We start from the raw sequence: 24712 nt of genomic DNA on the forward strand, positions 1-24712 counted from the left end.
CACTTGGAGCATCGGGTTCCGTTCGCTGGTGCCCGTACGCACACCGCGTACGGGCACCGACCAACGGGAGATCCCATGCGCTTCACCACACTCCTCGCCGGCGCCGCGATCGCCGGCCTGCTCGCGCTCGCGTTCGCCGCACCCGCACTCGCGGACGGCCGCGCGGACACCCTGACCAGCGACACCAGCCGAATCGGGCAGGTCGACGAGGACGACGTCCTGAGCGAACTGCGACCCGCCGTGGTCGGCGTGCACCAGGGCATCTCCGGCGGCTTCATCGAGGTCCCGCCGCCGAACGTGCAGGCGCCCGACGTACCGGCGCCGCAGATGCCGGCGTTGCCCCTCGGGTGGCCCACTTCGTACTGACGGACCGTCAGATATCTCTGGATCTCGATCACGACCCGCACTACCGTCCGCCCATGACCGAGAAACAGCACGACCTGGAAGCCCGCAGGCGCACCGTCGAGAACTTCTGGCAGGGCGTGGACACCCACGACTGGGACCTGGTGGCGTCCACGCTCGCCGACGACTTCGTGCGCGTGGGGATGCGCGACAACGCCGAGGACACCTGTGAGGGCAAGGAGGCCTACCTGCGCTTCGTCTCCACCGTCACCGGCCGCATGGCGCAGCACGAACTGCGTTCGCGCTTCACCTTCCTCAGCGAGGACGGCCGGTACGCGTTCAACGAGGCGGTCGAGTCGATCCGCCCGACCCCCGAGGACGACCTGCTGGTGATGCGATTCGCGAACTACCTCGAACTCGACGACGAGGGCCTGATCGTACGACTGGACATCTTCTGGAAGACGCCCCCGTACATGCCGCCGGACTGGATCACCGTCGACGCGACGCTCGAGCGCGAGCCGCGGGGCGACTGAGGGCCCGTACCGGGGTCGGCCGAGAATGTGGCCATGATCGAACCGAACGGGCCGCGGCGGGCCCGCCGATGGTGAGCGCGCGACCGGTCACTCCGGCCGGCCTGGTGGACGAACTCGTGGACGCGATCACCCGCCGCGCGGGCGACCGCCCGTGGACGCGGGTCGCCGTCGACGGCGCGGACGCGGCCGAACCCGGCGTCCTGGCCGACGCGCTGGTCGACCCGCTGCGGCTGCTCGGGCGGCCGGTGTTGCGGGTGCGGGCGCGCGACTTCCTGCGCCCCGCGTCGGTGCGCCTGGAATACGGGCACACCGACGCGGAGTCCTACCTGTGGGGCTGGCTGGACGACGCCGGGTTGCGCCGGGAGGTGCTGGACCCGCTGGGCGCGGGCGGTACCGGTCGGGTCCTGCCGAGTCTGTGGGACGCGGCCCGGGACCGGGCCACCCGGGCCGCGTACACCACACTGCCGGAGGGCGGGGTGTTGCTCCTGGACGGGCCGCTGCTGCTGGGCAAGGGGCTGCCGTTGGACCTGAGTGTGCACCTGTGGTTGTCCCCGGGCGCGCTGCGCCGGCGCACTCCCGACGAGCAGGCGTGGACGCTGCCGGCGCTGGCCCGCTACGTCGAGGAGATCGCGCCCGCGACCGAGGCCGACCTGCTGGTGCGGTACGACCATCCCGCGCATCCGGCGCTGGTGGAGCCGGAAGGCGGCTGAGCCGCGGCTCAGTTGAGGGTGTCCGGGTCCGGTCCCATCCGCCCGCCCCGGTCCAGGGCGTTGATCGCGGTCAGCTCGTCCGCGGTCAGCTCGAAGTCGAACACCTCGAAGTTCTCCCGGATCCGCGCGGGAGTGACCGACTTGGGGATCACGATGTTGCCCAGGTGCAGGTGCCAGCGCAGCACCACCTGGGCGGTCGACCTGCCGTGCGCGCCGGCCACCTCGGCGATCACCGGGTCTTGGAGCAGGTCGCCGCCCTGGCCCAGCGGGCTCCACGCCTCGGTCGCGATCCCGTGCGCCCGGTCGTAGCCGCGCACCTTGCCCTGCTGGAGGTAGGGGTGCAGCTCGACCTGGTTGACCGCGGGCAACACCGCGGTGTGTTCGAGCAGTCGGGTCAGGTGGTCGGGCTGGAAGTTGGACACGCCGATCGCGCGCACCCGGCCGTCGGAGAGCAGCTTCTCGAACGCCCGCCACGTGTCCAGGTAGCGGTCCCGGTTCGGGGTCGGCCAGTGGATCAGGTACAGGTCCACGTAGTCCAGGCCGAGCTTGCCCACGCTCTCGTCGAACGCGGCCAGGGTCGAGTCGTATCCCTGGGCGGTGTTCCACAACTTCGTCGTCACGAACACCTCCTCGCGCGGCACCGAGGAGGCGGCCAGGGCCCGCCCGACGCCCGCCTCGTTGCCGTAGGCCGCGGCCGTGTCGATGCTCCGGTAGCCCACCTCCAGTGCGGTCGCCACGGCAGCGGTGGCCTCGTCGTTCTCGACCTGGAAGACCCCGAAGCCGAGCTGCGGGATGGTGACGCCGTTGTTCAGGGTGATGTCGGGCACGGGGGTGGTGCTCATGGTTCGAATCGTCCTTCGTCGGAGGTGCCGGGGGGGGCGGAGTGCGGGGGTTGCGGAGGTGCGGGTGCAGGGGTTACGGGTGCGCGGTGCCCCGTCAGCCGGGGAGTCGAGCGGGCCGCTCGGCCGCTCGATCCGCGACGACGAAGTCGCCCTGCCCGCTCTGCCCGCTGAGCGCGGTCCGCACACCGGGGACGTGCGCGGCCACCACGCGCGAGCGCTTCAGCGCACGCCGTTCCAGGCCGTGTGCCAGTACCGCCAGGGCCAGCGCGCCCAGCGCCAGACCGGCGCCGACCCAGTTCGCCGACTCGTAGCCGTGGCCCGCGTCGATCACCAGGCCGCCCAGCCACGCGGCGATCGCGTTGCCGAGGTTGAACGCGCCGATGTTGACCGCGGCGGCCAGCGTCGGCGCGCCGGCGGCGTTGTCCATCACCCGCTTCTGCAGCGGCGGCACGGTGGCGAAGCCGAGCGCGCCGATCAGGAACAGCGTGATCACCGACGCGCTCTTGTCGTGCGCGGTCACGGTGAACAGCGCCAGGACGCCCGCGAGCGCGAGCAGCGAGCCGTACAGCAGCGGCATCAGGTGCCGGTCGGCCAGCCGGCCGCCGACCCAGTTGCCGACCAGCATGCCCAGGCCGACCACCGCGAGCAGCCAGGTGACCGCGCCCTCGGAGAAGCCCGCGACGTCGGTCATCATCGGCTTGACGTAGGTCAGCGCGGCGAACACGCCGCCGAAGCCGAGCACCGTCATGCCCATCGCGAGCAGCACCTGCGCGTTGCGGAACACCGCGAGTTCGTGCCGCAGGCGCACACCCTCGGGCTTGGGCTGTTCGGGGACCAGCCGGGCGATGCCCACCGCGCCCAGTACGCCGAGCGCGGCGACCAGCAGGAAGGTCAGCCGCCAGCTCGCCGACTGGCCGATCAGCGTGCCCAGCGGCACACCGAGCACGTTGGCCAGGGTCAGGCCGGCGAACATGGTGGAGATCGCGGCGGCCTTCTTCTCCGGTGCGACCAGGTCGGCGGCCACCACCGAGCCGATCCCGAAGAACGCGCCGTGGGTGAAGGAGGCGACCACGCGCCCGAGCATGATCACCCCGAACGCGGGGGCCAGCGCGGTCAGCGCGTTGCCCAGTACGAACAGCGCCATCAGCAGGATCAGCATGCGCTTGCGGGAGACCCGGGTGCCCAGGACGGTCATCAGCGGGGCGCCCACGAGCACACCCACCGCGTAGCCGCTGACCAGGAGCCCGGCGGTGGTGATCGAGACGTCGAAGGTGCCCGCGACCTCGGGCAGCAGGCCGAGGATGACGAATTCGGTGGTCCCGATGCCGAAGGCGCCGATGGCGAGGGCCAGCAGTGCGAGAGGCACGGATTACCCCTTTCGAGGAGTGGTGCGAGTGGTGGGGGACGAGCCGGCGTGGACGGCGTGCGCGAACGCCGCGCCCCGATGACTACAAGCGTCGACAATATTTGCAGACGCCGATCAATGCAAACGCGGGCTATTTCGCTTCGGGGGTATCCTGAGCGCATGGGACAACAAAGGCAGGCCGTCGAACCGCCGCTCGCGCAGGGCTGGTGCGCGCTCGCGGCGCTGCACAATCGGATCGAGGCGCACATCGAGCGCGCACTCCAGGCCGAACACGACCTGAGCGTGCGCGAGTTCTCGGTCCTGGACGTGTTGAGCCGGCAGGACGGCTACCACCTGCGGATGAACGAACTCTCCGACGCGGTGGTGCTGAGCCAGAGCGCCACCACGCGCCTGGTCACCCGCCTGGAGGAGCGCGGCCTGCTCTCGCGCTACCTGTGTGACACCGACCGTCGGGGCATCTACACCGAGGTCACCACGACCGGCCGCGACCTGCTCGGCGCCGCGCGCCCCACCCACGACAAGGCCCTGCGCGAGTCCCTCGCGGACGCCGAACAGCGCTCCGACCTGGCCCCCCTGGTCGCGGCGGTCAAGTCCCTGGGCCTGTAGCCGGGGCCCGCGCGCCGGACGGGCCGAGTTCGGCCCGTCCGGCGCGCGGAACCGCTTCGTGCGCGGCTAGGCCAGCACGCTCGTCGGGCTCCCGGTCTCGAGCGCGACACCCAGCGCCGTGAGCCGTCCCGATTCCGGGTCGCGGCGGAACCCGGTGACCGTGTCGCCGCGCTGGTTCGCCACGTAGAGCACGTCGCCCACCAGGGCCAGGTCCCGCGGCCAGGCGCCGCCCCCCGGCACCTCCTCGACCAGGGTCAATTCCGCGCCGTTCACGGCGAGCACCGACACGGTGTCCGGCCCCCGGTTCGCCACGTACACGAAGCGCCCGTCCGCCGCCGCGACGATCCCGGAAGGCGCGCCCTCGCCCGCGGAGAGCTCGAACGGCTTGCCCGCGACGGTGAGCGCGCCCGTGCGCGGGTCGCTGCGCAGCGGCGTGACCGTCGCGTTCAACTCCCCCGCCAGCCACGCGAGATCGTTGGGCCCGTAGGCGATGTTGCGGGGCCCGGTGCCGGGCGGCAGGGTCACCTTCGGCCCCTCGGCGATGGTGCCCGCCTCGGCGTCGAAGCTCAGGTGGTACACGGTGTCCGAGCCCAGATCGCAGACCACGAGCCACTCGCCGCCGCCCGCGAACGTCACCTGGTGCGCGTGCGAGGAGGCCTGCCGCTCGCGCACCGGCCCGGATCCGGTCAGCCGCACGTGCGTCGCCGCCTCGCCCAGCGTGCCGTCGTCGGCGATCGGGTGCACGGTGACACTGCCGCCGCCGTAGTTGGCCACCATCACGAATCGCCCGGTGGGATCGGCCGCGAGGTGACACGGCCCCGCGCCGAGCGTGGACACCTCGCCCAACGGCACCAGCCGTTCGTCCTGCACCGAGTACGCGCCGACCGCGCCCTCGCCGCCGCGCTCGCTCACCGCGTACAGGAAGCGCCCCGAGGGGTGCCGGGCCAGATACGACGGCGAGATCGCGGGGATCACCGCGGACGGCGTGCCGAGCAGCCCGGTCCCCGGGTCCTGTCGGCACACCGTGATGCCGGTGCCGTGACCCTCCATGTCGGGGGTGTACGCACCCACGTACACGAGCGGTCCGCGTCGGTCGGAAGCATTTGGTGAGGTCACACGGTTCTCCTGTTGTCTGGCCTGTGACGGCCGAGCATCCGTCGGCCGAGCCCGGCGGCGCCGACCACGCAGATCATCGCGGATCGATCGCCCCGTCGCCGCCGATGTCATGCTCCTCCCCGACGCCGCCGCCGGCACACCCCGTCGCCGGGCCCGGCCCGGCCGGATTCCCCGCACGGACCGCGTAGCCCAACACCTGGGCACCGAGCAGCGATTCGACCGCGTCCAGTTGCGCCAGCGCGTACTCCACCGCCGCGTCCGGGCCGCCCCCGTCGGCGATCCGGCGACCGATGTCGCGGAAGACCGCCTGCTGGATCCCGGCCAGTTGGCCCGCGATCAGCGCCGGCACCGGGTCGTCCGGCGCTGCGCCCGCCTCCTCGGCGAGGGTCAGCGCGAGCGCGTCCGCGCCCAGTTGCTGCATCCGCCACAGCCGGGCCATCAGCGCCGGCGACTCGTGCATGACCCGGGTGAACCGCTCGTAGCCCTCGACCAGTCCCGCGTACGGCGAGCGCGCCTCGATGTCGCGGCGCAGCGCGCCGAGCACCGCGCGCGTGGCCGATTCGCCCGTCTCCCGCTCGCGCACGATGCGGGCCAATCGGTCCACCGCCTCGGCCTCGCGGTCGAAGAACAGGTCCTCCTTGGCCGGGAAGTAGTTGTAGACGGTGTTCACCGACACCTCGGCCAGCTCGGCGATCTGCGCGATGGTCACCGCGTCGAACCCGCGCTCCAGGAACAGGCCCGTCGCGACGTCCGAGATGTGCGTGCGGGTCCGGCGCTTCTTGCGTTCCCGCAGGCCCTCGGCGGGTTCCGACTCCGTCATGCCGCCATCCTAGCCTTCATGGTGACACTGGAATTTTGGGGTCATTGCAAAATTGGATCGACTATGTTTCGGTAGTGCCATGACACCGGTCATCCACACCACCGGGCTCACCCGGACCTTCAGTACCAAGCGCGGCACCGTCGAGGCGGTCCGCGGCATCGACCTGACCGTCCCGGCGGGCGAGATCCTCGGCTTCCTCGGCCCCAACGGCGCCGGCAAGACCACCACCCTGCGGATGCTGACCACGCTGCTCACGCCCACCGGCGGCAGTGCCGTCGTGGCCGGCCACGACCTCCTGCGCGACCCGGCGGGCGTACGCCGACGGATCGGCTACGTCGCCCAGTCCGGCGGCGTCGACCCGGCCGTGTCGGTGCGCGAGGAACTGACCACCCAGGCCCGGCTGTACCGCCTGGACAGGGCGAACGCCCGGGCCCGGGCCGCCGACCTGGCCGCCGACCTGGACCTGCTCGATCTGCTCGACCGCCCGTGCGCGGCGCTCTCCGGCGGCCAGCGGCGCCGGCTCGACCTGGCGATGGGCCTGCTGCACCGCCCCGACGTGCTCTTCCTGGACGAGCCGACCACCGGTCTGGATCCGGGCAGCCGGGTCGACCTGTGGAACCTGGTCCGCCGCGTCCGCGACGAGTGGGGCACCACGATCTTCCTGACCACGCACTACCTGGACGAGGCCGACGCGCTCGCGGACCGACTCGTGGTGGTCGACCGGGGCCGGATCGTCGCCCAGGGCACCGCGCACGCGCTCAAGACCGAGTACGCGGGTTCCCCGAACGCCTCGCTCCAGGACGCGTTCATCGCCATCACCGGTCGGCGCACCCCCGCGCCGAGCGAGACTCCGATCGCCGTCTGACCCGGCCGAGGTAGCCATGACCACACCGTCCGCACCGTCGACCTCCGCCGCACCCGCCGGCCCGACCACGTCGACCGGCCGGGTCGCGCCGCCCGCACCGTCCGCCGGGTCCGCCCTCGCGGCCGACACGCTCTTGATCTTCGGCCGCTACCTGCGGCAGACCGTCGCGAGCAGGATCGGCCTGATCTTCGGGCTCATGCAGCCGCTGCTGTTCCTGATCCTGTTCGGCCCGCTGCTGCGCGACGTCCCGCTCGGCGGCGACGGCGACTCGTGGCAGACCCTGGTCCCGGGCCTGCTGGTGCAGCTCGGGCTGTTCAGCGCCGCGTTCGCGGGCTTCGGGATCCTGATCGAGAAGCAGCACGGCGTGGTGGAGCGCATGCGGGTGACCCCGGTGAGCCGACTCGCGCTGCTGTTCGGGCGCGTGCTCAAGGACATCGTGCAATTGCTCGTCCAGTCCCTGCTGCTGGTCCTGGTCGGCGTGGCGTTCGGGCTGCGCGCGCCGCTGGTCGGCGTACTGATCGGCTTCGGCTTCGTCGCGCTGATGACCGCCTCGATCGCGTCCCTGTCCTACGCCCTGGCGATGCGGGTGGACAGTCCGCAGGAGTTCGCCCCCGTGGTGAACTCGGTCAACCTGCCGGTGATGTTGTTGTCCGGCATCCTGCTGCCGATGTCGCTGGCCCCGGGCTGGCTGGACGGGCTGTCCCGGGCCAACCCGCTGCGCTACCAGGTGGAGGCGGTCCGGTCGGCGTTCGTGGGCGACTACGGCGGCACCGTCGGGGCGGGCGTGGCGGCCGCACTCGCGTCGGCCGCCGTCTCGGTCGCCCTGGGCGTACGTCTGTTCCGCCGGGACGGCGCGTAGCCCCCCGATCCACCGCCCCGGCGGCGGCGCGGGCGCTCACGCGTACCGCGCCGCCGTCGCGCGTGCGGCGGCGGCCACGCGCGCGCGCAGCTCCGGCGGGCCCAGGATCTCGATCTCCGCCCCCAGCCGCAGCAGCTCGGGCACGGCCACCTCGATCGTCTCGATCGGGAAGTCGGCCCGGACCCGGCCGTCCGCCAGCGGCTCGCCCGCGCTCGCCTCCACGGTGTCCGCGACATGCGCGCCGAACAGGTGCCGCACCATCGCCCGCGCGTCCTCGGTCACCAGCACGTCCGCGAGGATCGGGCGCAACTGTTCGACGAAGTCCTGCGACCAGGCCTGCCAGTAGGCCGGCAGGTCGAAGCCCGGATCACGCTCGAACGCCTCGTCGAGCACGTCCAGTTCCTCGATCCGCACCACGCGGTAGGTGCGGTCGCGGCGCTCGCCCTCGCCCGCCGTGCGCGCCACCAGGTACCACGCGCCCGCCTTGAGCACGAGGCCGTACGGCTCCAGGTCGCGGGTGACCTCGCCCGCCCAGCGCCGGTACCGCACCCGGATCCGCCGGTCGGTCCACACCGCGCCGGCGATCCGGGCCAGCTCCGGCGAGCGGTCCGCCTCGCGATGCCAGCCCGGCGCGTCCAGGTGGAAGCGCAGTTGCGCGCGCCCGACCCGATCGCGCAGTTCGGCCGGCAGCCCCGCCTGCACCTTGAGCTGCGCGGACGCCACCACCGCGCCCAGCCCCAGCTCGGCCGCGGGCCCGGGCAGTCCGGCCAGGAACAGCGCGTCGGCCTCGTCCTGGGTGAGCCCGTTGATCCGGGTCCGAAAGCCCTCCAGGAGGCGGTAGCCGCCGGCCGGCCCGCGTTCGGCGTAGACCGGCACGCCCGCCGCGCCCAGCGCCTCGACGTCGCGGTAGACGGTGCGTACCGACACCTCCAACTGCTCGGCCAGCTCGGTCGCGGTGACCAGGCCCCGGGTCTGCAGGGTCAGCAGGATGGTCAGCAGTCGGCTCGCGCGCATGATCGCCAGTGTCGCGCATACCTGACGGGAGTTGACAGGTACCCGTGGGATCGCCGGAGGGGCCGTCGGCAGTGCCGAACGGGTGAAATGCCCGGCCGAATCGGTGTCCTTCCGTTCGGGATCTTCGTGTCCGTGCCATTCGTTGATCGATCATCGAGTGATCTCGGCGGGACGACGCCGCGTTGCGGACGGTGATCCCGGTACGGCAGCGACCTCGGGGCGGCAGCGATGTCCGTCCCGAACGGGAACGGAGACGGCGCGATGAGCGGCTTCCTCGACAAGGCCAAGAAGATGGCCGAGGACACGATGAACACCGGCAAGCACAAGGTCGAGGAGGTCCAGGTGGGCCGGGACGCGTCCGCGCTGCTCAAGCAGCTCGGCGCCGCGTACTGGAAGGAGCAGCGCGCCGGCGGCTCGCACGAGGAGGTCACCCGGGCCCTCGCCGCGCTGGACGAGCACGTGTCCAAGCACGGCGACGCGGCACTGCGCGGCTGACCGCCGGCGGTGCCCGGATCAGGCGGCGCTGTCCTCGCGGACCGCGGCCGTCGCGCCGGCGTAATCACGCCGTGAACCCGCGGGCGCTTCCGCCGCGGGGTCCCCGAACGCCGAGGAACGGTTCTCCTCGGCCTTGCGACGCCGACGCCGGCGCACGTAGGTGACGATGCCGGCGACGATACCGATCGCGACGATCGCGGCCCCTATCCAACCGGGAACACTCGCCGCCGACGGGTAGGCGCTGCCCGCGAGTCGGCCCAGCATGATCGAGCCCGGCACCCACACCAGGATCCCGACCGCGTTCCACGGCGCGAACCGCCGATAGGGCATGCCCGCCGCGCCGGCGAGCCGGGGCAGCAGGGTCCGGGCGAACGCGACCCAGCGACCCAGCATCACGGTCACGCCGCCGGCGCCGCGACCGCGGGTGAACATCTCCTCGGCCCGTTCCCAGCGGTGCTCGCCCACTCGGCGACCCAGCCGTCCGGTCCTTATGCGTTCGCTGCGATGTCTGCCGGAGAGGTAACCGAGGGTGTCCCCGACGAGCGCGGCGGCGGTCGCGATGATCAACACCGGGACCAGTGCCAGGTGGCCGGTGGAGGTGAGCAGCCCACCCAGCAGCAGCACCGGTTCGGCGGGCGCGAAGACGCCCAGCAACAGACCGGTCTCGACGACGGCGACCAGCGCGATCACGACATAGGCGTACGAGGGTGGTAGATCACCCAACCGCTCCACCCACTCGTGCACGGCATCCACGTGGAACCTCCCCGTTAGGCCGCTTGCCATGTGGCCTGACAAGCATCCGCCCTCAATGGTGTCAACGGATCCTGCGCGCGGCCGAATTCCCGCCTACTCCCCTGGCCGTACGCAGGTGACCTTAGTCATCCGTCATCGGCCGCCCGCGACGCCGCGCCCGGGACCGGACGGATGGCCGCCGAAGGGCTCCCTCTACGTTGGGCGTCATGAACGACATCGAAATCCGGCCGGCGGGCCGGGACGACATCGCGGCCATCGTGGGCCTGCTCGTCGACGACGCCCTCGGCTCGGGGCGGGACTCGCGGGAGGACCTGACGCCGTACCTGGCGGCCTTCGAGCGGGTGACGGCCGATCCGAACCAGGAACTGGTCGTGATGACCCGACCGGACCCGGCCACGGGTGAGCGGACGGTGATCGGCACGCTCCAGTTGACCATCATTCCGGGCCTGTCCCAGCGCGGAACCACCCGAGCCCTGGTGGAGGCGGTACGCATCGCCGGCAGCGAGCGCGGCGGCGGCCTGGGCACGATCCTGATGCACTGGACCATCGAACGCGCCCGCGAACGCGGCGCGACGCTGGTCCAGCTCACCTCCAACGGCACCCGCGAGAACGCCCACCGCTTCTACCGCAACCTCGGCTTCACCGATTCGCACGTGGGCTTCAAACTCACTCTCCGACCGTAGAGCCGCGAACCGTCGACCCGCGGACGTCGACCCGCGGACGTCGACCCGCGGCACCCCGACGGGCACCGGCCGGCGACGGCCCGGCCGGCGCCCCGGGGCGAAAGCCCGGTCCTACTCCCGTTCGCCCAACTCGATCCGGACGCCGATCGTCCCGGCCGTCCCGCGCCGCAGCCGGCTGCCGAGCAGGGTCAACCGCCCGATCACCCCGAACTTGCGCCGAATCAGTCCCCGATACCGCTCGGTCTCGGCGGCGTCCAGCAGACAGGCGTGCCCCGGTACGGCCTCGCCCCTCGGGTTCCCGCGCACGTCGCACGCCGCGACGGTGACCTTCCCGTCGTTGCGGATGCGCTTGACCTTGCCGGAGTCCCGCACCGTCCACGCCCCGAGCGCGGCGCCGTCGCGGATCACCCACACCGGCGTGCCCACCGCCCGCCCGTCCCGGCGGAACGTGGTCAGCAGGACGTACTTGCCGGCCGCGAGACGGTCGAGGTCCTCGGGCACCGGGGGCGAAGTCATGCGCACGAGTCTAGGGCGCGTACACGGCGCGGACGCGGCGCACACGAAGCGGTCGTCAAGATCGTCCGCGACCCGATCTGCCCGCCGCCCGGCCCCGGGTGCGACGATGATCGGATGTCGCGCACATCGGAGGAAACCCGCGTCCAGGTCCGCCCCGCGACCGAGGCCGACGGTACGAGTCTTGCCGAGATCGACCACCTCACGTGGTCCCCCGACGTCACCCCCGCGCCGCGTTGGGCGGCGGACAAGGTCTTCTTCCGCAGCGCCGAGCACGTGCGCGACACCCTGGTCGCCCACGAGGGCGACCTCGTCGTGGGCTACGTGCTGCTGGAACGCTCCACGCTGTGCCCGGCCTCCGGCCACGTGCAGATCGTCAACGGGCTCGCGGTGCATCCCGACCATCAGGGCCGCCGGGTCGGCCGACTGCTGCTTGCGGCCGCCGAGGCCCGGGCGCGCCGGCGCGGGGCCCGACGGATCACTCTTCGGGTGCTCGGCGGCAACGCCTCCGCGCGGGCGCTGTACCTGGCCTGCGGCTACCGGATCGAGGGCGTGCTGGAGGGCGAGTTCCTGCTCGGCGGGCGCTATGTCGACGACGTGCTGATGGCGCTGGACCTCACGGGCGAGGCCTAGCCGCCGCGTACTTGACCGCCTCGGCGACCGGCACGTCGCCGCCGACCACCTCCAGGGTCTTGCCGATCGTGCCGGGCTCGTCGAGCAGTTCGGCCACGATGGCCGCCACGTCGTCGCGGCGGATCGCGCCCCGGCCCTCGCGTTCGGACAGTGCGATCAACCCGGTGCCGGGATCGTCGGTGAGCCGACCCGGGCGCAGCACGGTCAGATCGAGCGCGCCGCGCGAGCGCAGGTCCTCGTCGGCCTCGCCCTTGGCCTTGAGGTAGAGGGCGAAGTCCGGGTCGGTGTCGGCGGGCGGGCTGGTCGAGGCGCCCATCGAGGACACCATCACGTAGCGCCGCACACCCGCGTCCTCGGCCGCGTCGGCCAACAGCACCGCGCCGCCGTAGTCGACCGTCATCGTGCGCTCCCGGGTGCCGGCCGCCCCGGCGCCCGCCGCGAACACCACCGCGTCCGCGCCGACCAGGTGCTCGACCACCTCTTCGACCGGCGCCCGTTCCAGGTCGCACACCACCGGTTCGGCCCCGGCCGCGACCAGGTCGTTCGCGTGGTCGGGGTTGCGAATGAACCCGACCACCGTGTGTCCGCGATCGGCGAGCAGCCGCTCCAGCCGAAGTGCGATCTTTCCGTGTCCACCCGCGATGACAATACGCATGTATCCGACCGTAAGGTCATGAACCGGGACATTCGCCGGCCTGGCCACGCGACACGATCAGGTTCCACTGTTCGGCTGCGCACCACCGATCGACCCGATCGAGGGCGCCCGGCACCGGCGCTCGCGACGGCCGCGGTCGGCCCCGGTCGCTCGGCCCGGGACACTCCGCCGGCGTACTCCCGACGAAGTCGCCCACCGTCCCCCATTTGCCGTAACCTGCCCCATCGCTTCCCCGCACGATCGGGCGGATTTCGCCCTTTGCCCTCCCTCGCGACCCGCAGCCGTTCTATCGTCGCCCCGTTCGGTGTCACCCGTACGGAAGGGGCCGGTCGTGACCCGAGGAGGCATCGGTGCGGCGCGCGTCGGCAAGGCGCTGGGGCTCGTCCCCCGTCAGGTCCGCCTCGCCGCCCGTACAGGACTGCTCGCACAACACCAGGACGGCACCTTCGACGCCGACGCGGTCGCCCGCGCCGCGGCCGACCCCGTCCCCTTCCTCACCGCACTGCGCCGCGAAGAGCCGCTGACCGCCACCGAGGCCGCGCACCGCCTCGGCATCAGCCGGGAGTGCTTCCGCCGGATCGCGCCGGCCGCCGGACTGCCCGTCGTCGACCGGGTGCGGGTCCTGCGGTACGGCCGCGAGTCGGAGGTGCGCTACTACCGCACCGCCGACGTGGACACCCTGCACCCGCACATCGCCGCCGACCGCGAACTGCGCGAGGCGGCCCGCCGGGTGGCCCGCTCACTGGCCGCGAGCAAGGCCGCCGCCACCCGGGCGCACAACCGCGAGCGCGCCCACAACGCGCGCCGGTACCTCGCGACCCTGGCCCCCGACCGGCAGACCGACCCGGCCGACGTGATCGCCTTCGCCTGCGCGCTGGCCCGGCTGCACGGCACCGCGCCCGCCCGGCTGCGCAGGTTCATGGGCGACCCGCGCGTGCGCGACATCGCCGAGATCGGCGCCCAGTGCCGCTACAAGCCGGGCGAGATCGCCGACCTGCTCGCCGCCGCCACCCCGCGCGCGATCACCGCGCTGCGTTCGCTCGCCCGGCCGCATCGGGTGTGGGCGACGCTGGGCGTGCCGGCCGAGGACATCGCGCACCGCGTCCCGTCCATCGACCACCACGTCAGCGCCGACCTGCTGCACCGGCTGGCCACCGACCCGCCGCACTGGCTGCTCGAGCTGCACGCGGACCGCGAACTCGAACACGCCTGCGCTGCGGTCACCCGCTGGCTGGATCGCGAGTGGCACGCCCAGCAGCGGCGCGCCGAGGCGGTGTGCCGCGCCGCCGAGGCGGTGATCGACCACCTCACCGACGACGCCGTCGCCGAACTCTTCGGGCTGCCCGTGGAGTTGGTCCTGGATCTGCGTCCGCGCAGCAACAAGTGGACCACCGCCTACGTCGAGGAGCTCCTGCACACGCGCCCGCTGTGGCTGCGCAGCCAGGGCCTGGCCCGCGCCGAGATCGCCCGCCGCGCCACCGCGCGCGCCCGCCGGGAGGCCGCCCGCACCCAGCGCCGCCTCGGCTGGCGACGCACCTGGGCCCGAGCCCTGTCCATCCCGCTGGAGGCCGTCCCCGACACGGTCGAGCGCCCCACCCCCGCCGCCCTGGAGACCGCCCGGACCCACCCGCCGCACTGGGCCCGCCCGCACTGACACCACCCGGTGCGCGAGGACCCGAGCGACCCCCGCTCCGGGGCGAGCCCGAGGGCCGTACGCGCCTCGCCCGCGTCGGCCGTTCCCCGCCTCAGTTCGCGTCCATCAGCTCCGCCGCGACCACCGCGCCCAGCTCGGTGCACGCGGCCAGCGCGTCACGCGTGACCGGCCCCGCCAGTTCCACCGGCGGGCGGACCCGCTTCCACTGCATCCCGCCCGCCACCGCCTCGACCGAGCGCACCGCGCCGGTGGTGTCGCTGCCGCCGTGCACGTACAGGCCATATGGGCGGCGCACCGTCTCGTGCAGGCACGGATAGTAGGCGCCGTCGAAGAAGTGCTTCAAAGCGCCGGACATGTAGCCCAGGTTCGCGGGCGTGCCGAGCAGGTAGCCGTCCGCCTCCAGCACCTCGACCGGCGAACAGGTCAGCGCGGCCCGGACCCGGACGTCGACGCCCTCGATCTCCGGGTCGCGGGCGCCGGCGAGGGTCGCCTCCAGCATCTCGGCGAGCGTCGGCGAGGGCGTGTGGTGCACCACGAGCAGGATGGCCATGGCCTCACGCTGCCAGAACCGGGCCGGAGCCGAAACGACCCGCTCACCGACCGCCACCCCAATGGGTGAGCTTGTCGGGAAATCGACATCGAGCCGATCACGCCGCGACGCCGGCCACCGGCGGACTGCGACCCGCGATCCCACCTGGGCAAACAGGTTCATCGCCTCACCCATGCGAGTGGATCGTCGGGAAAATCGTGGCGATTCCACCCGTTTGATGCTTTGACAGATGTGCACCATTTGTAACGATAAGAGCACTTTGAGTAATGCATCGATAGGCCAACCGGCCGGCACCTCGGGGAGAAGCACGCACATGCGCCTCATCCACAAGCGGCTACTGCCCTATCCCCGCAGCACATCCCCCACCGACCCGGACCCCGAAGCCGGCCCCACCCCCGTCCCCGACCAGGCCCCCGCCCCCGCCGCCCCCGCGCCGCCCTCCCTCGTCTCGGTCGTCCGCCGCACCCTGGCCCCCGCCACCCGCGCCGGCACCGCGCAATCCCGCACCTTCCACACCGCCTACGCGATCGCCACCCTCCCCCTGGTGATCGCGCTCCACGCCGCCCTCTGGGCGTTGTCCACCCCCGGGCGCCTCGGCGCCACCGTCCTCGTCCTGTACGGCCTCGGCCGCATCGGGATCCTCACCCCGCACCTCACACACTGAGTGCACCGCCCGAAGGAGCACCCATGGTTCTGTCCATCTCCGGCGTCCTGTTGCTCGGCGTCATCGCCTACGTCTTCTTTCGCAAAGACGGGCTGAGAATCCCGCATGCCCTCGTCTGCGCCCTGTTCGGCTTCTATCTGGCCGGCAGTTCGATCGCCCCGCACATCACCGCGAGCGGCAACAGCATCGCCAACCTGCTCAGCGGTCTCAATTTCTGACCCGCGCCCGTCCCCACCACAGCAAGGCCGCAGGCCCCGGCTCGCCCCCGAACCGGGGCCTCCCGCCTACCCGCACCAACCCCTCACGGAGAACGCATGTCCCCCGGCCCCAAGTCCCTCGTCGCCATCGCCCAGCGCGCCAAGGAGGGCATCGGCAACACCCGCACGCGCGCCCAGCGCATCCACCACCACACGCGCGACACGTTCTCGCCCGTGTTCACCCTCAGCCGAGGGCTGAACCGACAACTCGCCTGGGCGCGCACGTGGTGGAAGGGCGCGTCGGCGGACAAGCGCAAGGCCGGCGTCGCCGGCGTCGCCGGCGTCCTGCTCGCCCTCTACTTCCTGCCCTACGCCCCGCTGATCGCACTGCTGCTGATCCTGGCCGGCGCCGCCTGGCTCGGCCACGCGGACAGACCGCCCGCCCCCGAGCCCGGCCCCGACCCCACCGACGTCAAACTCCAGGCCGTCTACAACGGCCTCGTGCCCTACCTCGCCGACGACCACGACCCGGCCCGCCTCTTCCACCCCGGCGGCCCGTACCAGAACGCCTTCCGGCACTGGGAACTCGACGGTGACCGGATCACCCGTCTCGAACTGACCTACAGCCCCTACTTCACCGACGACGACCCCACCGCCCGGGCCCGGATCGAACGTGTGCTCCAGGCCAAGACCGGCCGCGGCCGCGAGTACCTCTACGACTGGGACACCGAGAACAACCACCTCACCGTCGCCGCCCTGCCGCCGCTGCCCTCGGCCGTGCCCGCGCAACACTTCATCACCGCGCCGAGCGAGATCCTGCTCGGCGTCACCGACGCCGGCAGCACCAACCGCCGCGTCCCGATCCGCGTGGACGACACCATCCGGCAACTCCCGCCGGTCATCTGGCGCACCGGCCACCGCAGCACCGACCCGCACCTGCTCGCCGTCGCCGCCCCCGGCGCGGGCAAGTCCAACCTGCTGCGCACCATCGCCCTCCAGGCCGCCCGCGACGGCGACATCGTGATCATCGACGGCAGCGGCTCCGGCGACTACGCCTGCCTGGCCGGTCGCCGCAACATCCTGCGGATCGAGAGCGGCTACCACGGCGCGCTGGAGCTGCTGACCTGGCTGCGGCACGAGACCGAACGCCGGATCGCCGCCGTCACCCACGCCAAGCAACACGGCACCGCGGTACCGGACAACGCCCGCCGACCGTTGTGGCTGATCCTCGACGAGATCACCGAACTCGGCGACCTCGCCGCCGGACAGGGCGGCACCGACCCGCAGGAACTCCTCGACCTCCCGCTGCGCCTGGGCCGCGCCGCGCACGTCGGGGTGATCACCAGCGCCCGCCCCACCCACCTGGACCGACTGCGCCCCGCGCTGATCGCCGACACGCACACCCGTGTCGTGCTGGGCCCGCTGGACCCGGAGACCACGTACACCGTCCTGGGCGCCGCCCCCGGCATCTCCGGCGGCGAGAGCATGCCCCCCGGCCGCGGCTACATCCGGATCGGCAACGGCCCCGTGGTGCGCATCCAGATCCCGCACACCCCCGACCCGCTGGAGGACGACACCCCCGAGGCCGAGCGCGAGCGCCTGCTCGCCCTGCTCCCGCGGCACACCGACACCCTGCCCGTCGCCGCGCCCGCGATCTCGCTCGCCAAGGCCCCCGAACGCGAGCCCGAGCCCACCGGCTGAGTCCGGGCACGGCACCGCGCCGGCCCGCGCCGACCACGTGCCGACCCCGCGTCCACCCTCGCGAAGGCCCCCCGAGCAGCCGCGCTCGGGGGGCCTCGACGCACGGTCACGTCACCATCAAATACCCAAAACGCACCACCGGGTCCGCACCCTCGCGCCATGATGGGGGCCCGCACCCCCACGGAGGACGTGGACGCCCAGTGTTCGACCTCGCCAACTTCACCGTCAGCGACATGGTCGTGTGCAGCTCCGAACTGCGCCAGGTCACCGCCGATTCGGCCACCACCGAGGACGCGGCCCGCGCGATCGTGCGACACCTGCGCACCACCTTCCGCGACCCGCTCACCGGGCAACCCCAACTCGTCCTCGCCCGCCTGTTCCAGACCATGCCCTGGCGCAACCTCACTCCCGACCTGGAACAGTGCGCGCTGCGCCGGCAGCCCGGCCTCACCCCACACCCCGACCTGCGCTGCCTGACCCTGCTGGCCACCACCGGCGACCACCCGGACTGGCGCGACCGCACCCGCTCGCGGCACCACCAGGTGGTCGCCTTCCCCAGCGTCGAGGCGGTCCGCCGGGCACCGATGATCAGCGCCATGCTCGGCCAACTCGGGGTCACCGCCGAGGAGATCGTGGCCGGGCCGCTGCCCACCGACAACGAGTGGGACCGGCACGACATCCACCACATCCCGGACGCGCTCACCAGCAACGCCGTCCCGGACAAGGAGTTCATCCGGGCGAGCGGGATAAAATCCGTGGTCGGCTACGCCGGCAAGCTCCCCGACGGCGAACTGTTCACCGTGCTGATGTTCACCCGCGTCCACGTCCCGGCCCGGATCGCCGAACTCTTCCGCACCGTCGCGGTGTCCACCCGCCTGGCCCTGCTCCCGCTCGACACCGCGCCCCTGTTCGCCGGCGGCCCCGGCCGGCCCACCCCCACCACGCATGTCGCCGCCGCCCGCCTGAACGCCCTGGAACAACTCCTGGCCGCCCACGAGGGCACCACCGCGCAACAGGCCCTGGTCGCCGAGGACGCCCGCGACCGGGTCCGCTCGCAGCAGGAGCAACTCGCCTACAAGCAGCGCCGGCTCGACCAGGAGACCCGGATCGTCGAGACGCTCTACAGCGTCGGCCAGAAACTCACCCGCGAGCTCAACCTCGAACGCCTCGTGCAGGCCGCCACCGACGCCGCCACCTCGGTGATCGCCGCCGAACACGGCATCTTCCGCTACATCGACTACGACACCGGTGGCGTCGCGGACACCCGCTACGCCGTCACCAGCCCCGACCCCACCCTGATCGACCGCCTGCCCCGCCCGCGCCCCTCCCTCGCCGCGCGCAGCCGACCGCAGACCAGCGCCGCGCCGCCGGCCACCGTGCGCCGCGGCGACCTCACCGAAGACCCCACCGCCACACACCTGTTGCCCTACCGGGTGAGCGCCGACGGACAGCCCCCCGTGCGCAGCCTGCTGACCATCCCGGTGACCACCGCGACCGGCGAGGACCTGGGCGCGTTCTCCTTCTGCCACACCCGGGCCGACGTGTTCACCGAACGCGACGAGCAACTCGCCCTGGGCATCGCCGCGCAGGCGGCCACCGCGATCGAGAACGCCCGGCTGTTCCGCAGCGTGCGCGACACCGCCGTCGAACTCCAGCGCAGCCTGCTCCCGCAGGTCCCGCCCGACCTGGACGAACTCAACATCGCCTTCCGCTACCTGCCCGGCGCCAAGGGCCAACAGGTGGGCGGCGACTGGTTCGACGTGATCCCGCTGTCCGCCGGCCGCATCGCCCTGGTGGTCGGCGACGTGATGGGCCGAGGCCTGCGGGCCGCCGCCGTGATGGGACAACTCCGGGCCGCGGTACGGGCGTACGCGGTGATGGACCTGCCGCCCGCGCAGGTCATGCGGCATCTCAACCGGCTGGTGACCGGGCTCGGCGGCGAGGACCAGATCATCACGTGCGTGTACGCCGTCTACGACCCCGGCGACGCCACCATCCACTGGTCCAACGCCGGCCACCTGCCGCCGGCCCTGATCGGCGCCGACGGCAAGGTCGAACTCCTGGAGGACGACCTGGGCGTACCGCTCGGCCTGGACGGCACCGCGTTCGAGGACGCGGTGGTCGGCTTCGACACCGGCGACCAACTGCTCCTGTACACCGACGGCCTGGTCGAGTCGCACGACGCCTCGCTCACCGACCGCCTGCAGGAACTCACCAAGCACATCGACAGCACCACCGGCGGCGCCTACAACGTCGCCGATGTCGCCGACCTGCTCGCCAAGACCATGCTCACCGGCCAGGAACCCGACGACGTCGCGCTGCTGCTGGTCCGGGCCCGGCACAGCGTCGAGCGCACCGCCGGCCTCGACCTGCCACCCACGCCGCGCTCCGCGCGCGAGGCCCGCGACTTCGTCCGCGCCACGCTGAGCCGTTGGGAGCTGGCCGAGCACAGCGACACCACCTGCTCGGTGGTCACCGAACTCGTCTCCAACGCCGCCGAGCACGCCCGCACCCCGATGGAGCTCAGGCTCCGGCACCACCCGGGCCGGCTGATCGTCGAGGTGGTCGACCACGACGGCCGACTGCCCAAGGAGATCGCCTCCCCCGGCCACGACGAGCGGCACCGGGGGTTGTGCATCGTGGCCGGCCTGACCACCGACTGGGGCGTGCGTCCCACCGACACCGGGAAGATCGTCTGGGCCGAGATCCGCGATCGCTGACGCCCGCCGCGGCCCCGGCCGTCGAGACCACCCGCCACACCCACATCACCCGCACCGGGAGCGGCCGGCCGACGCCGGCCCCCGGGTCGGCGCGCATTCGCTGTGCGTGGCGGCGGGCGTTCCGGGCAGGCGTACCGGGGACGGCTCCCGGGCCGTTCAGGCGAGTTTTATGTCACTTTCTCCCGTCGATGTGATGAATCATCCGTTTTCGGGTAGCTACTCACCGTCACGGCCCTCGGTCGTCCCCTCCGCCCCCTCGGTCGGGAATCTTCGGGGCCCGTCACGCGTTCTGCAATCGGACGAGACAGCAAGACCTGTCGATGTGGGTTGACAAGCCAGGAGGCACGATTCATGAGTGAGCGAGCTCTCCGCGGCACACGCCTTGGCGCCACCAGCTACGAAACCGATCGCGGTATCGATCTGGCGCCGCGTCGCACCGTGGAATACGACTGCCCCCGGGGGCACCGCTTCGAGATGCCGTTCTCCGTCGAGGCGGAGATCCCCTCGACGTGGGAGTGCCGCAGTTGCGGTGCCGTCGCGCAGTTGGTGGACGGCGCGCCGCCGGAGGAGAAGAAGAACAAGGCCACCCGTACGCACTGGGACATGCTCATGGAGCGGCGTACCCGGGAAGAGCTGGAAGAGGTCCTCGCCGAGCGCCTCGCCGTACTGCGGTCGGGTGGGATCAACCTCCACCACGATCCGCGCAACAACCGCAAGAGCGCCTGAGCGAGCACCGCGCGAGCCCGCTCCGGGCCCGTGCGGATCCCGTCGACAGGTGGCACCGACGCCCGGGGCGCCGACGATCTCACGATCGTGGCGCCCCGGGCGTCGTGCTGTCTGCGAACGCCGCCCGGGTCTCGAAGCCCCGGGCGCTCAGGGCAGTTCGCGCGGCGGCGGCGGGTCGTCGTCGCGGCGCTCGTCCGGATCGATCACCTCGCCGCGCACGATCTTGCCGTCCGGGCGGTGGATCCGGGCGTCCCGCACCGCGCCGGAGAACCTCGCGCTGTTCGCCACCTTCGCGGCCACCACCGTGCCGATCAGCCGCCGGATCAGCGGCCGGGTGAACGGCAGCACACACAGCAGGCCCAGCGCGTCGGTGATGAACCCGGGGATGATCAGCAGGATGCCGCCGAGGATGACCACGCCCGCGTCGGCGGCGGCCTTGGTCGCCTCCTTGCCCTGGGCCGCGAGCACGGCCGGGTCGCTCTGGCTCTCGCGCTGAGCCTGTTCACCGAGCTCGCGCAGCCGGGTCAGCACCCGGCGGCCCTCGTAGCGGATCACCAGCGAGCCCAGCGCGACGCCGGCCAGGATCAGCAGGAACGTCCGGCCCGCGCCGATCTCGCTGCCGACCAGACTGATCACGTAGATCTCGGCCAGTGGCAGCGCGACGATCGGCAGGAGCGTGGCCGCTCGGCGCAGCGGGGTGCTCACGCGATCACTTCCTCGGTGAGGTGGTACCGGTGGTGCCGGTAGTGCTCGAAGTGTCGGCGGTGTCGGCTGCCTCGGCGGTGTCGGCCGCCTCGACGGCTCGGGTGGATCCGGCGGCCCCGGTGGCTTCGACGGCTCCGGCGGTGTCGGTGGATTCGGCAACCGGCGCGTCGTGGCCCTCGCGCGTGTTGTCGACCCTGCTCGCGCCCTCGGCGCCGCCCTCGATGCCTGCCGCCTCCGGGGTGGCCTCGTTCGGGTATTTGCCGACCCGACGGCCGACGCCCCACGCGGTGACCCGCCACAGCGCCTCGGCGACGATCGAGTTGCTCATCTTGCTGTTGCCGCGCTCGCGTTCGATGAACGTGATCGGCACCTCCAGGACGCGGTAGCCCTTGCGGATCGCCCGCCAGGCCAGGTCCACCTGGAAGCAGTAGCCCTGGGAGGCGACCTCGTCCAGGCCGATGCCGAGCAGGGTGTCCTTGCGAAACGCCCGGAAGCCGCCGGTGACGTCGTGGATGTCGACGCCGAGCATCAGGCGCGAGTAGGTGCTGCCGCCCCTGGAGATGAGCTTGCGGTGTCCGGGCCAGTTGACCGCGCCGCCGCCGGGGACCCAGCGCGAGCCGAGCACCAGGTCCGCGTCCCGTACCGCTTCGAGCAGGCGCGGGAGTTGTTCGGGCTGGTGCGAACCGTCGGCGTCCATCTCCACCAGGATGTCGTAGCCGCGGTCGATGCCCCAGCGGAAGCCCGCGATGTAGGCGGCGCCCAGGCCCTCCTTGCCGGCCCGGTGCATGACCTGGACGTGCGGGTCGTGCTCGGCGAGGGTGTCCGCGATGTCGCCGGTGCCGTCCGGGCTGTTGTCGTCGGCGATCAGCACGTCGACATCGGGCACGGCGGCCCGCAGGCGGGAGACGATCGGCTCGATGTTCTCCGATTCGTTGTAGGTGGGGATGATGACGAGCACCTTGCCGAGGTCGGCGAAGCTGGTCTGCTCGCTGTCGGTCACATCATCTCCTTGATGGCGTTGGCGTCGGCGAGGGTGTCGACGCCGGCGTCGGCTGTGGTCGGCTGGATGCCGGGGGTGTTGACTGTCCGGGCCTGGCGCCGACGGCGGAGGATGCCGTACGCGCAGGCGAGAAGACCGACGATAGCCAGGATCCACTCGGGAGCCGAACCGAGTCGGGTGGCCAACGTGCGGTCGTCGCGCAGCGGCACGTCCATGACCAGCGTGTCGGCGGTGAATTCGCGGGTGCGTTCGACCACCTTTCCATCCGGCATGACGATCGCGCTGATCCCGGAGGTGGCCGCGATCAGCACCGCGCGGCCGTGCTCGATCGCGCGCAGCCTGGACATCGCGAGTTGCTGCTCGGGCTGGCCGCTGCGGCCGTAGGTGGCGTTGTTGGTCTGCACGACCAGCACCCGGCCGCCGTGCGTGACCGCCTCGCGGGTGACGTTGTCGTAGGCGATCTCGAAGCAGATCACGTCGCCGATCCGGGCCGGGCCCAGTTGCATGACGCCGACGGTCTTGCCGGGGTAGAAGTCGCGCGGGACGCGTTCGAGCCGGCTGATGAACTTGGTGAGCAGTTCGCGCATCGGGATGTACTCGCCGAACGGCACCGGGTGGCGCTTGGTGTAGGAGGCGCCGGGTCCGGTGACCGGGTCCCACACGATGCCCTGGTTCTGGATGTGCGTGGCGTCGGGGCCGGCGACCAGGACGCCGGTGAGCACGGGGACGCCGATGTCCTTGACCGCGCCGTCGATCGCCGCGTACGCGTCGCGTTCCTCGAACGGGTTCAGGTCCGAGGAGTTCTCCGGCCAGATCACCAGTTCGGGCTTCTTGACCTTGCCCGCGCGCACGTCGGCGGCGAGCTTGTGGGTCTCGCGCACGTGGTTGTCCAGGACCGCGCGCCGCTGGCCGAGGAAGTCCAGGCCGGTGCGCGGGACGTTGCCCTGGATCACCGCGATGGTCGCGCTGTCCGGACCGGCGGCGTCGCCCTCGGTGGGGATGGGGACCGCGTAGGCGCTCGCGGGGATGGCGATCGCCAGGCCGACGGCGCCCAGGGCGAGCGGTACGGCGGCACGCGGCGTGCGCGCGGCCTCGGGGCCCGGCTCGGCGCTCTCGGCCGCGGGTGCGGTGTATCGGGCGTACAGGCGCAGCCCGGCCCAGCCGAGCAGGGCGCCGGTGAGCGCGACGGCGAAGGTGACCCCGGGGGCGCCGGCGAGCGCGGCGATCGGGGTGAACGGCGTCGCGGTGTTGGCGAAGGCCAGTCGGCCCCACGGGAAGCCGCCGAACGGGACGCGGTCGCGCACCAGTTCCTCCGCGACCCACAGGCACGCGGTCCACAGCGGCCACAGCCGCAGTCGGCCGATCAGGGTGAGCGCTGCGGCCAACGCGGCGATGTACAGCGCCTGCACCACCGACAGCACGATCCACGCGTCCGGCCCGACCACGCGCAGCCACTTGAGCAGCCACAACATGAACGGCAGGCCGAACAGCAGGCCGTAGCCGAAGCCGGTGCGGGTGCGCTGCCCGTGCACCGCGACGGTGAGCACGGCGACCGCGAGCACGCTCAGCGGCCAGATGTCGTACGGCGGGAACGCGAGTGCCAGCAGCAGGCCGCTGATCAGCGCGTAGGCCGGGCGGACGGGCTTGCGGTAGATGCTCACGGCGGTGGCCCGGGTGCGTCGGAAACGCCGCTTGCGGGCGGGCGCCGAGTCCGGGGGCGGGGCGCCCTCGGACACTGTGGCGCTGTCGAGCTGCGGCACCGTGGGGCCCCCTCGCTGGGTCGTCGCTGATCGCTGCTGCCGGCTTCGGCACGAAGTTGCGCCGGTCGGGTGATGCAGTGACGTTACAACGTTCGAGGTGGGTGAGCGGTTTCGGATCGTTCTCGACAGTGGGGTGGGGGCAGCGGGAGCTCGGTCGCCCTTCGGGCCGGCCCCGGACCGGCTGGCTGTCGGTCGCGGTGGTCGTTGTCTACTGGGCGACCGGGCTCTGC

At 72.3% G+C, this 24712-nt stretch carries 27 protein-coding genes; 15 read left to right on the top strand and 12 right to left on the bottom strand.

Features of this window, described 5'->3' with window-relative positions; all coding sequences use genetic code 11:
* Window positions 1-75: 75 nt before the first annotated feature.
* From ACWCPW_RS20845 to ACWCPW_RS20855, 3 genes are all read left to right on the top strand, one after another.
* Window positions 76-366, top strand: a complete 291-nt coding sequence (locus ACWCPW_RS20845) for a hypothetical protein (protein WP_449763067.1) — start codon at window positions 76-78, stop codon at window positions 364-366.
* Window positions 367-419: 53 nt separating this feature from the next.
* Window positions 420-875 (top strand): nuclear transport factor 2 family protein, encoded by a 456-nt coding sequence (locus ACWCPW_RS20850; RefSeq protein ID WP_449763068.1) that lies wholly within the window; start codon window positions 420-422, stop codon window positions 873-875.
* 68 nt (window positions 876-943) lie between these two features.
* Window positions 944-1585, top strand: coding sequence for a uridine kinase (locus ACWCPW_RS20855; protein ID WP_449763069.1), 642 nt, complete (start codon window positions 944-946; stop codon window positions 1583-1585).
* A gap of 8 nt (window positions 1586-1593) precedes the next feature.
* On the opposite strand, the gene ACWCPW_RS20860 is transcribed toward ACWCPW_RS20855, so the two are convergent.
* Window positions 1594-2427 (bottom strand): aldo/keto reductase, encoded by an 834-nt coding sequence (locus ACWCPW_RS20860; RefSeq protein ID WP_449763070.1) that lies wholly within the window; start codon window positions 2425-2427, stop codon window positions 1594-1596.
* Window positions 2428-2521: 94 nt separating this feature from the next.
* The gene (locus ACWCPW_RS20865; protein ID WP_449763071.1) at window positions 2522-3793 is read right to left on the bottom strand and encodes an MFS transporter; all 1272 of its coding nucleotides are present in this window, start codon (window positions 3791-3793) and stop codon (window positions 2522-2524) included.
* Between the two features lie 159 nt (window positions 3794-3952).
* Between ACWCPW_RS20865 and ACWCPW_RS20870 the strand changes: the two genes are divergently transcribed.
* Window positions 3953-4399 (top strand): MarR family winged helix-turn-helix transcriptional regulator, encoded by a 447-nt coding sequence (locus ACWCPW_RS20870; RefSeq protein WP_449763072.1) that lies wholly within the window; start codon window positions 3953-3955, stop codon window positions 4397-4399.
* Between the two features lie 66 nt (window positions 4400-4465).
* Here the strand turns inward: ACWCPW_RS20870 and ACWCPW_RS20875 are convergent, their stop codons facing one another.
* Window positions 4466-5626: a lactonase family protein gene (locus ACWCPW_RS20875; RefSeq protein ID WP_449763073.1), complete on the bottom strand. Its 1161-nt coding sequence runs from the start codon at window positions 5624-5626 to the stop codon at window positions 4466-4468.
* Window positions 5589-6335 carry a TetR/AcrR family transcriptional regulator gene (locus ACWCPW_RS20880; protein ID WP_449763074.1) on the bottom strand — a complete coding sequence of 249 codons (747 nt, stop codon included), beginning with the start codon at window positions 6333-6335 and terminating at the stop codon, window positions 5589-5591. Before ACWCPW_RS20880 ends, ACWCPW_RS20875 begins: the two co-directional genes overlap by 38 nt.
* Before the next feature lie 79 nt (window positions 6336-6414).
* On the opposite strand from ACWCPW_RS20880, the gene ACWCPW_RS20885 reads away from it, so the two are divergent.
* Both ACWCPW_RS20885 and ACWCPW_RS20890 read left to right on the top strand, forming a co-directional pair.
* Complete coding sequence (locus tag ACWCPW_RS20885) at window positions 6415-7200, top strand: ABC transporter ATP-binding protein (RefSeq protein WP_449763075.1); 786 nt, start codon at window positions 6415-6417, stop codon at window positions 7198-7200.
* A 16-nt stretch (window positions 7201-7216) separates the two neighbouring features.
* Window positions 7217-8059 (top strand): ABC transporter permease, encoded by an 843-nt coding sequence (locus tag ACWCPW_RS20890; RefSeq protein ID WP_449763076.1) that lies wholly within the window; start codon window positions 7217-7219, stop codon window positions 8057-8059.
* Window positions 8060-8095: 36 nt separating this feature from the next.
* On the opposite strand, the gene ACWCPW_RS20895 is transcribed toward ACWCPW_RS20890, so the two are convergent.
* Window positions 8096-9073: a helix-turn-helix transcriptional regulator gene (locus tag ACWCPW_RS20895; protein ID WP_449763077.1), complete on the bottom strand. Its 978-nt coding sequence runs from the start codon at window positions 9071-9073 to the stop codon at window positions 8096-8098.
* 261 nt (window positions 9074-9334) lie between these two features.
* Here ACWCPW_RS20895 and ACWCPW_RS20900 point away from each other — a divergent pair, with 261 nt between their 5' ends.
* Window positions 9335-9568 carry a hypothetical protein gene (locus tag ACWCPW_RS20900; RefSeq protein WP_449763078.1) on the top strand — a complete coding sequence of 78 codons (234 nt, stop codon included), beginning with the start codon at window positions 9335-9337 and terminating at the stop codon, window positions 9566-9568.
* Between the two features lie 18 nt (window positions 9569-9586).
* Here ACWCPW_RS20900 and ACWCPW_RS20905 read toward each other — a convergent pair whose 3' ends face one another.
* Window positions 9587-10321, bottom strand: coding sequence for a DedA family protein (locus ACWCPW_RS20905; RefSeq protein WP_449763079.1), 735 nt, complete (start codon window positions 10319-10321; stop codon window positions 9587-9589).
* Window positions 10322-10527: 206 nt separating this feature from the next.
* Between ACWCPW_RS20905 and ACWCPW_RS20910 the strand changes: the two genes are divergently transcribed.
* Complete coding sequence (locus tag ACWCPW_RS20910; protein WP_449763080.1) at window positions 10528-11004, top strand: N-acetyltransferase family protein; 477 nt, start codon at window positions 10528-10530, stop codon at window positions 11002-11004.
* 111 nt (window positions 11005-11115) lie between these two features.
* Here the strand turns inward: ACWCPW_RS20910 and ACWCPW_RS20915 are convergent, their stop codons facing one another.
* Window positions 11116-11520, bottom strand: a complete 405-nt coding sequence (locus tag ACWCPW_RS20915; protein ID WP_449763081.1) for a PPOX class F420-dependent oxidoreductase — start codon at window positions 11518-11520, stop codon at window positions 11116-11118.
* A 114-nt stretch (window positions 11521-11634) separates the two neighbouring features.
* On the opposite strand from ACWCPW_RS20915, the gene ACWCPW_RS20920 reads away from it, so the two are divergent.
* Window positions 11635-12150 (top strand): N-acetyltransferase family protein, encoded by a 516-nt coding sequence (locus ACWCPW_RS20920; RefSeq protein ID WP_449763082.1) that lies wholly within the window; start codon window positions 11635-11637, stop codon window positions 12148-12150.
* Here the strand turns inward: ACWCPW_RS20920 and ACWCPW_RS20925 are convergent.
* Entirely contained in the window at window positions 12134-12805 is a 672-nt protein-coding gene (locus ACWCPW_RS20925) for an SDR family oxidoreductase (RefSeq protein ID WP_449763083.1), read from the bottom strand. The genes ACWCPW_RS20920 and ACWCPW_RS20925 overlap by 17 nt on opposite strands.
* 331 nt (window positions 12806-13136) lie before the next feature.
* On the opposite strand from ACWCPW_RS20925, the gene ACWCPW_RS20930 reads away from it, so the two are divergent.
* Window positions 13137-14459 (top strand): hypothetical protein, encoded by a 1323-nt coding sequence (locus ACWCPW_RS20930; RefSeq protein ID WP_449763084.1) that lies wholly within the window; start codon window positions 13137-13139, stop codon window positions 14457-14459.
* A 91-nt stretch (window positions 14460-14550) separates the two neighbouring features.
* Here ACWCPW_RS20930 and ACWCPW_RS20935 read toward each other — a convergent pair whose 3' ends face one another.
* Complete coding sequence (locus tag ACWCPW_RS20935) at window positions 14551-15009, bottom strand: flavodoxin family protein (RefSeq protein ID WP_449763085.1); 459 nt, start codon at window positions 15007-15009, stop codon at window positions 14551-14553.
* A gap of 313 nt (window positions 15010-15322) precedes the next feature.
* Here ACWCPW_RS20935 and ACWCPW_RS20940 point away from each other — a divergent pair, with 313 nt between their 5' ends.
* The 5 genes from ACWCPW_RS20940 to ACWCPW_RS20960 all read left to right on the top strand — a co-directional run bounded on the left by ACWCPW_RS20940 (window position 15323) and on the right by ACWCPW_RS20960 (window position 21017).
* Entirely contained in the window at window positions 15323-15673 is a 351-nt protein-coding gene (locus tag ACWCPW_RS20940; protein ID WP_449763086.1) for a hypothetical protein, read from the top strand.
* 23 nt (window positions 15674-15696) lie between these two features.
* Window positions 15697-15891, top strand: a complete 195-nt coding sequence (locus tag ACWCPW_RS20945) for a DUF2304 domain-containing protein (protein ID WP_395865676.1) — start codon at window positions 15697-15699, stop codon at window positions 15889-15891.
* A 96-nt stretch (window positions 15892-15987) separates the two neighbouring features.
* On the top strand, window positions 15988-17571 hold the full coding sequence (locus ACWCPW_RS20950) for a hypothetical protein (protein WP_449763087.1): 1584 nt from the start codon (window positions 15988-15990) through the stop codon (window positions 17569-17571).
* Window positions 17572-17771: 200 nt separating this feature from the next.
* Complete coding sequence (locus ACWCPW_RS20955; protein WP_449763088.1) at window positions 17772-20291, top strand: ATP-binding SpoIIE family protein phosphatase; 2520 nt, start codon at window positions 17772-17774, stop codon at window positions 20289-20291.
* A gap of 351 nt (window positions 20292-20642) precedes the next feature.
* Entirely contained in the window at window positions 20643-21017 is a 375-nt protein-coding gene (locus ACWCPW_RS20960) for an RNA polymerase-binding protein RbpA (protein WP_360318572.1), read from the top strand.
* Window positions 21018-21164: 147 nt separating this feature from the next.
* Here the strand turns inward: ACWCPW_RS20960 and ACWCPW_RS20965 are convergent, their stop codons facing one another.
* From ACWCPW_RS20965 to lnt, 3 genes are read right to left on the bottom strand one after another with little or no spacing between them, the layout of a single operon-like run.
* Window positions 21165-21722, bottom strand: coding sequence for an FxsA family protein (locus ACWCPW_RS20965; RefSeq protein ID WP_449763089.1), 558 nt, complete (start codon window positions 21720-21722; stop codon window positions 21165-21167).
* A 4-nt stretch (window positions 21723-21726) separates the two neighbouring features.
* Window positions 21727-22722 (bottom strand): polyprenol monophosphomannose synthase, encoded by a 996-nt coding sequence (locus tag ACWCPW_RS20970; RefSeq protein WP_449763090.1) that lies wholly within the window; start codon window positions 22720-22722, stop codon window positions 21727-21729.
* On the bottom strand, window positions 22719-24482 hold the full coding sequence (lnt, locus tag ACWCPW_RS20975; protein ID WP_449763091.1) for an apolipoprotein N-acyltransferase: 1764 nt from the start codon (window positions 24480-24482) through the stop codon (window positions 22719-22721). The genes ACWCPW_RS20970 and lnt overlap by 4 nt, the downstream gene beginning before the upstream one ends.
* Window positions 24483-24712 lie beyond the last annotated feature (230 nt).

The sequence above is a fragment of the Embleya sp. NPDC001921 genome (assembly GCF_053594475.1).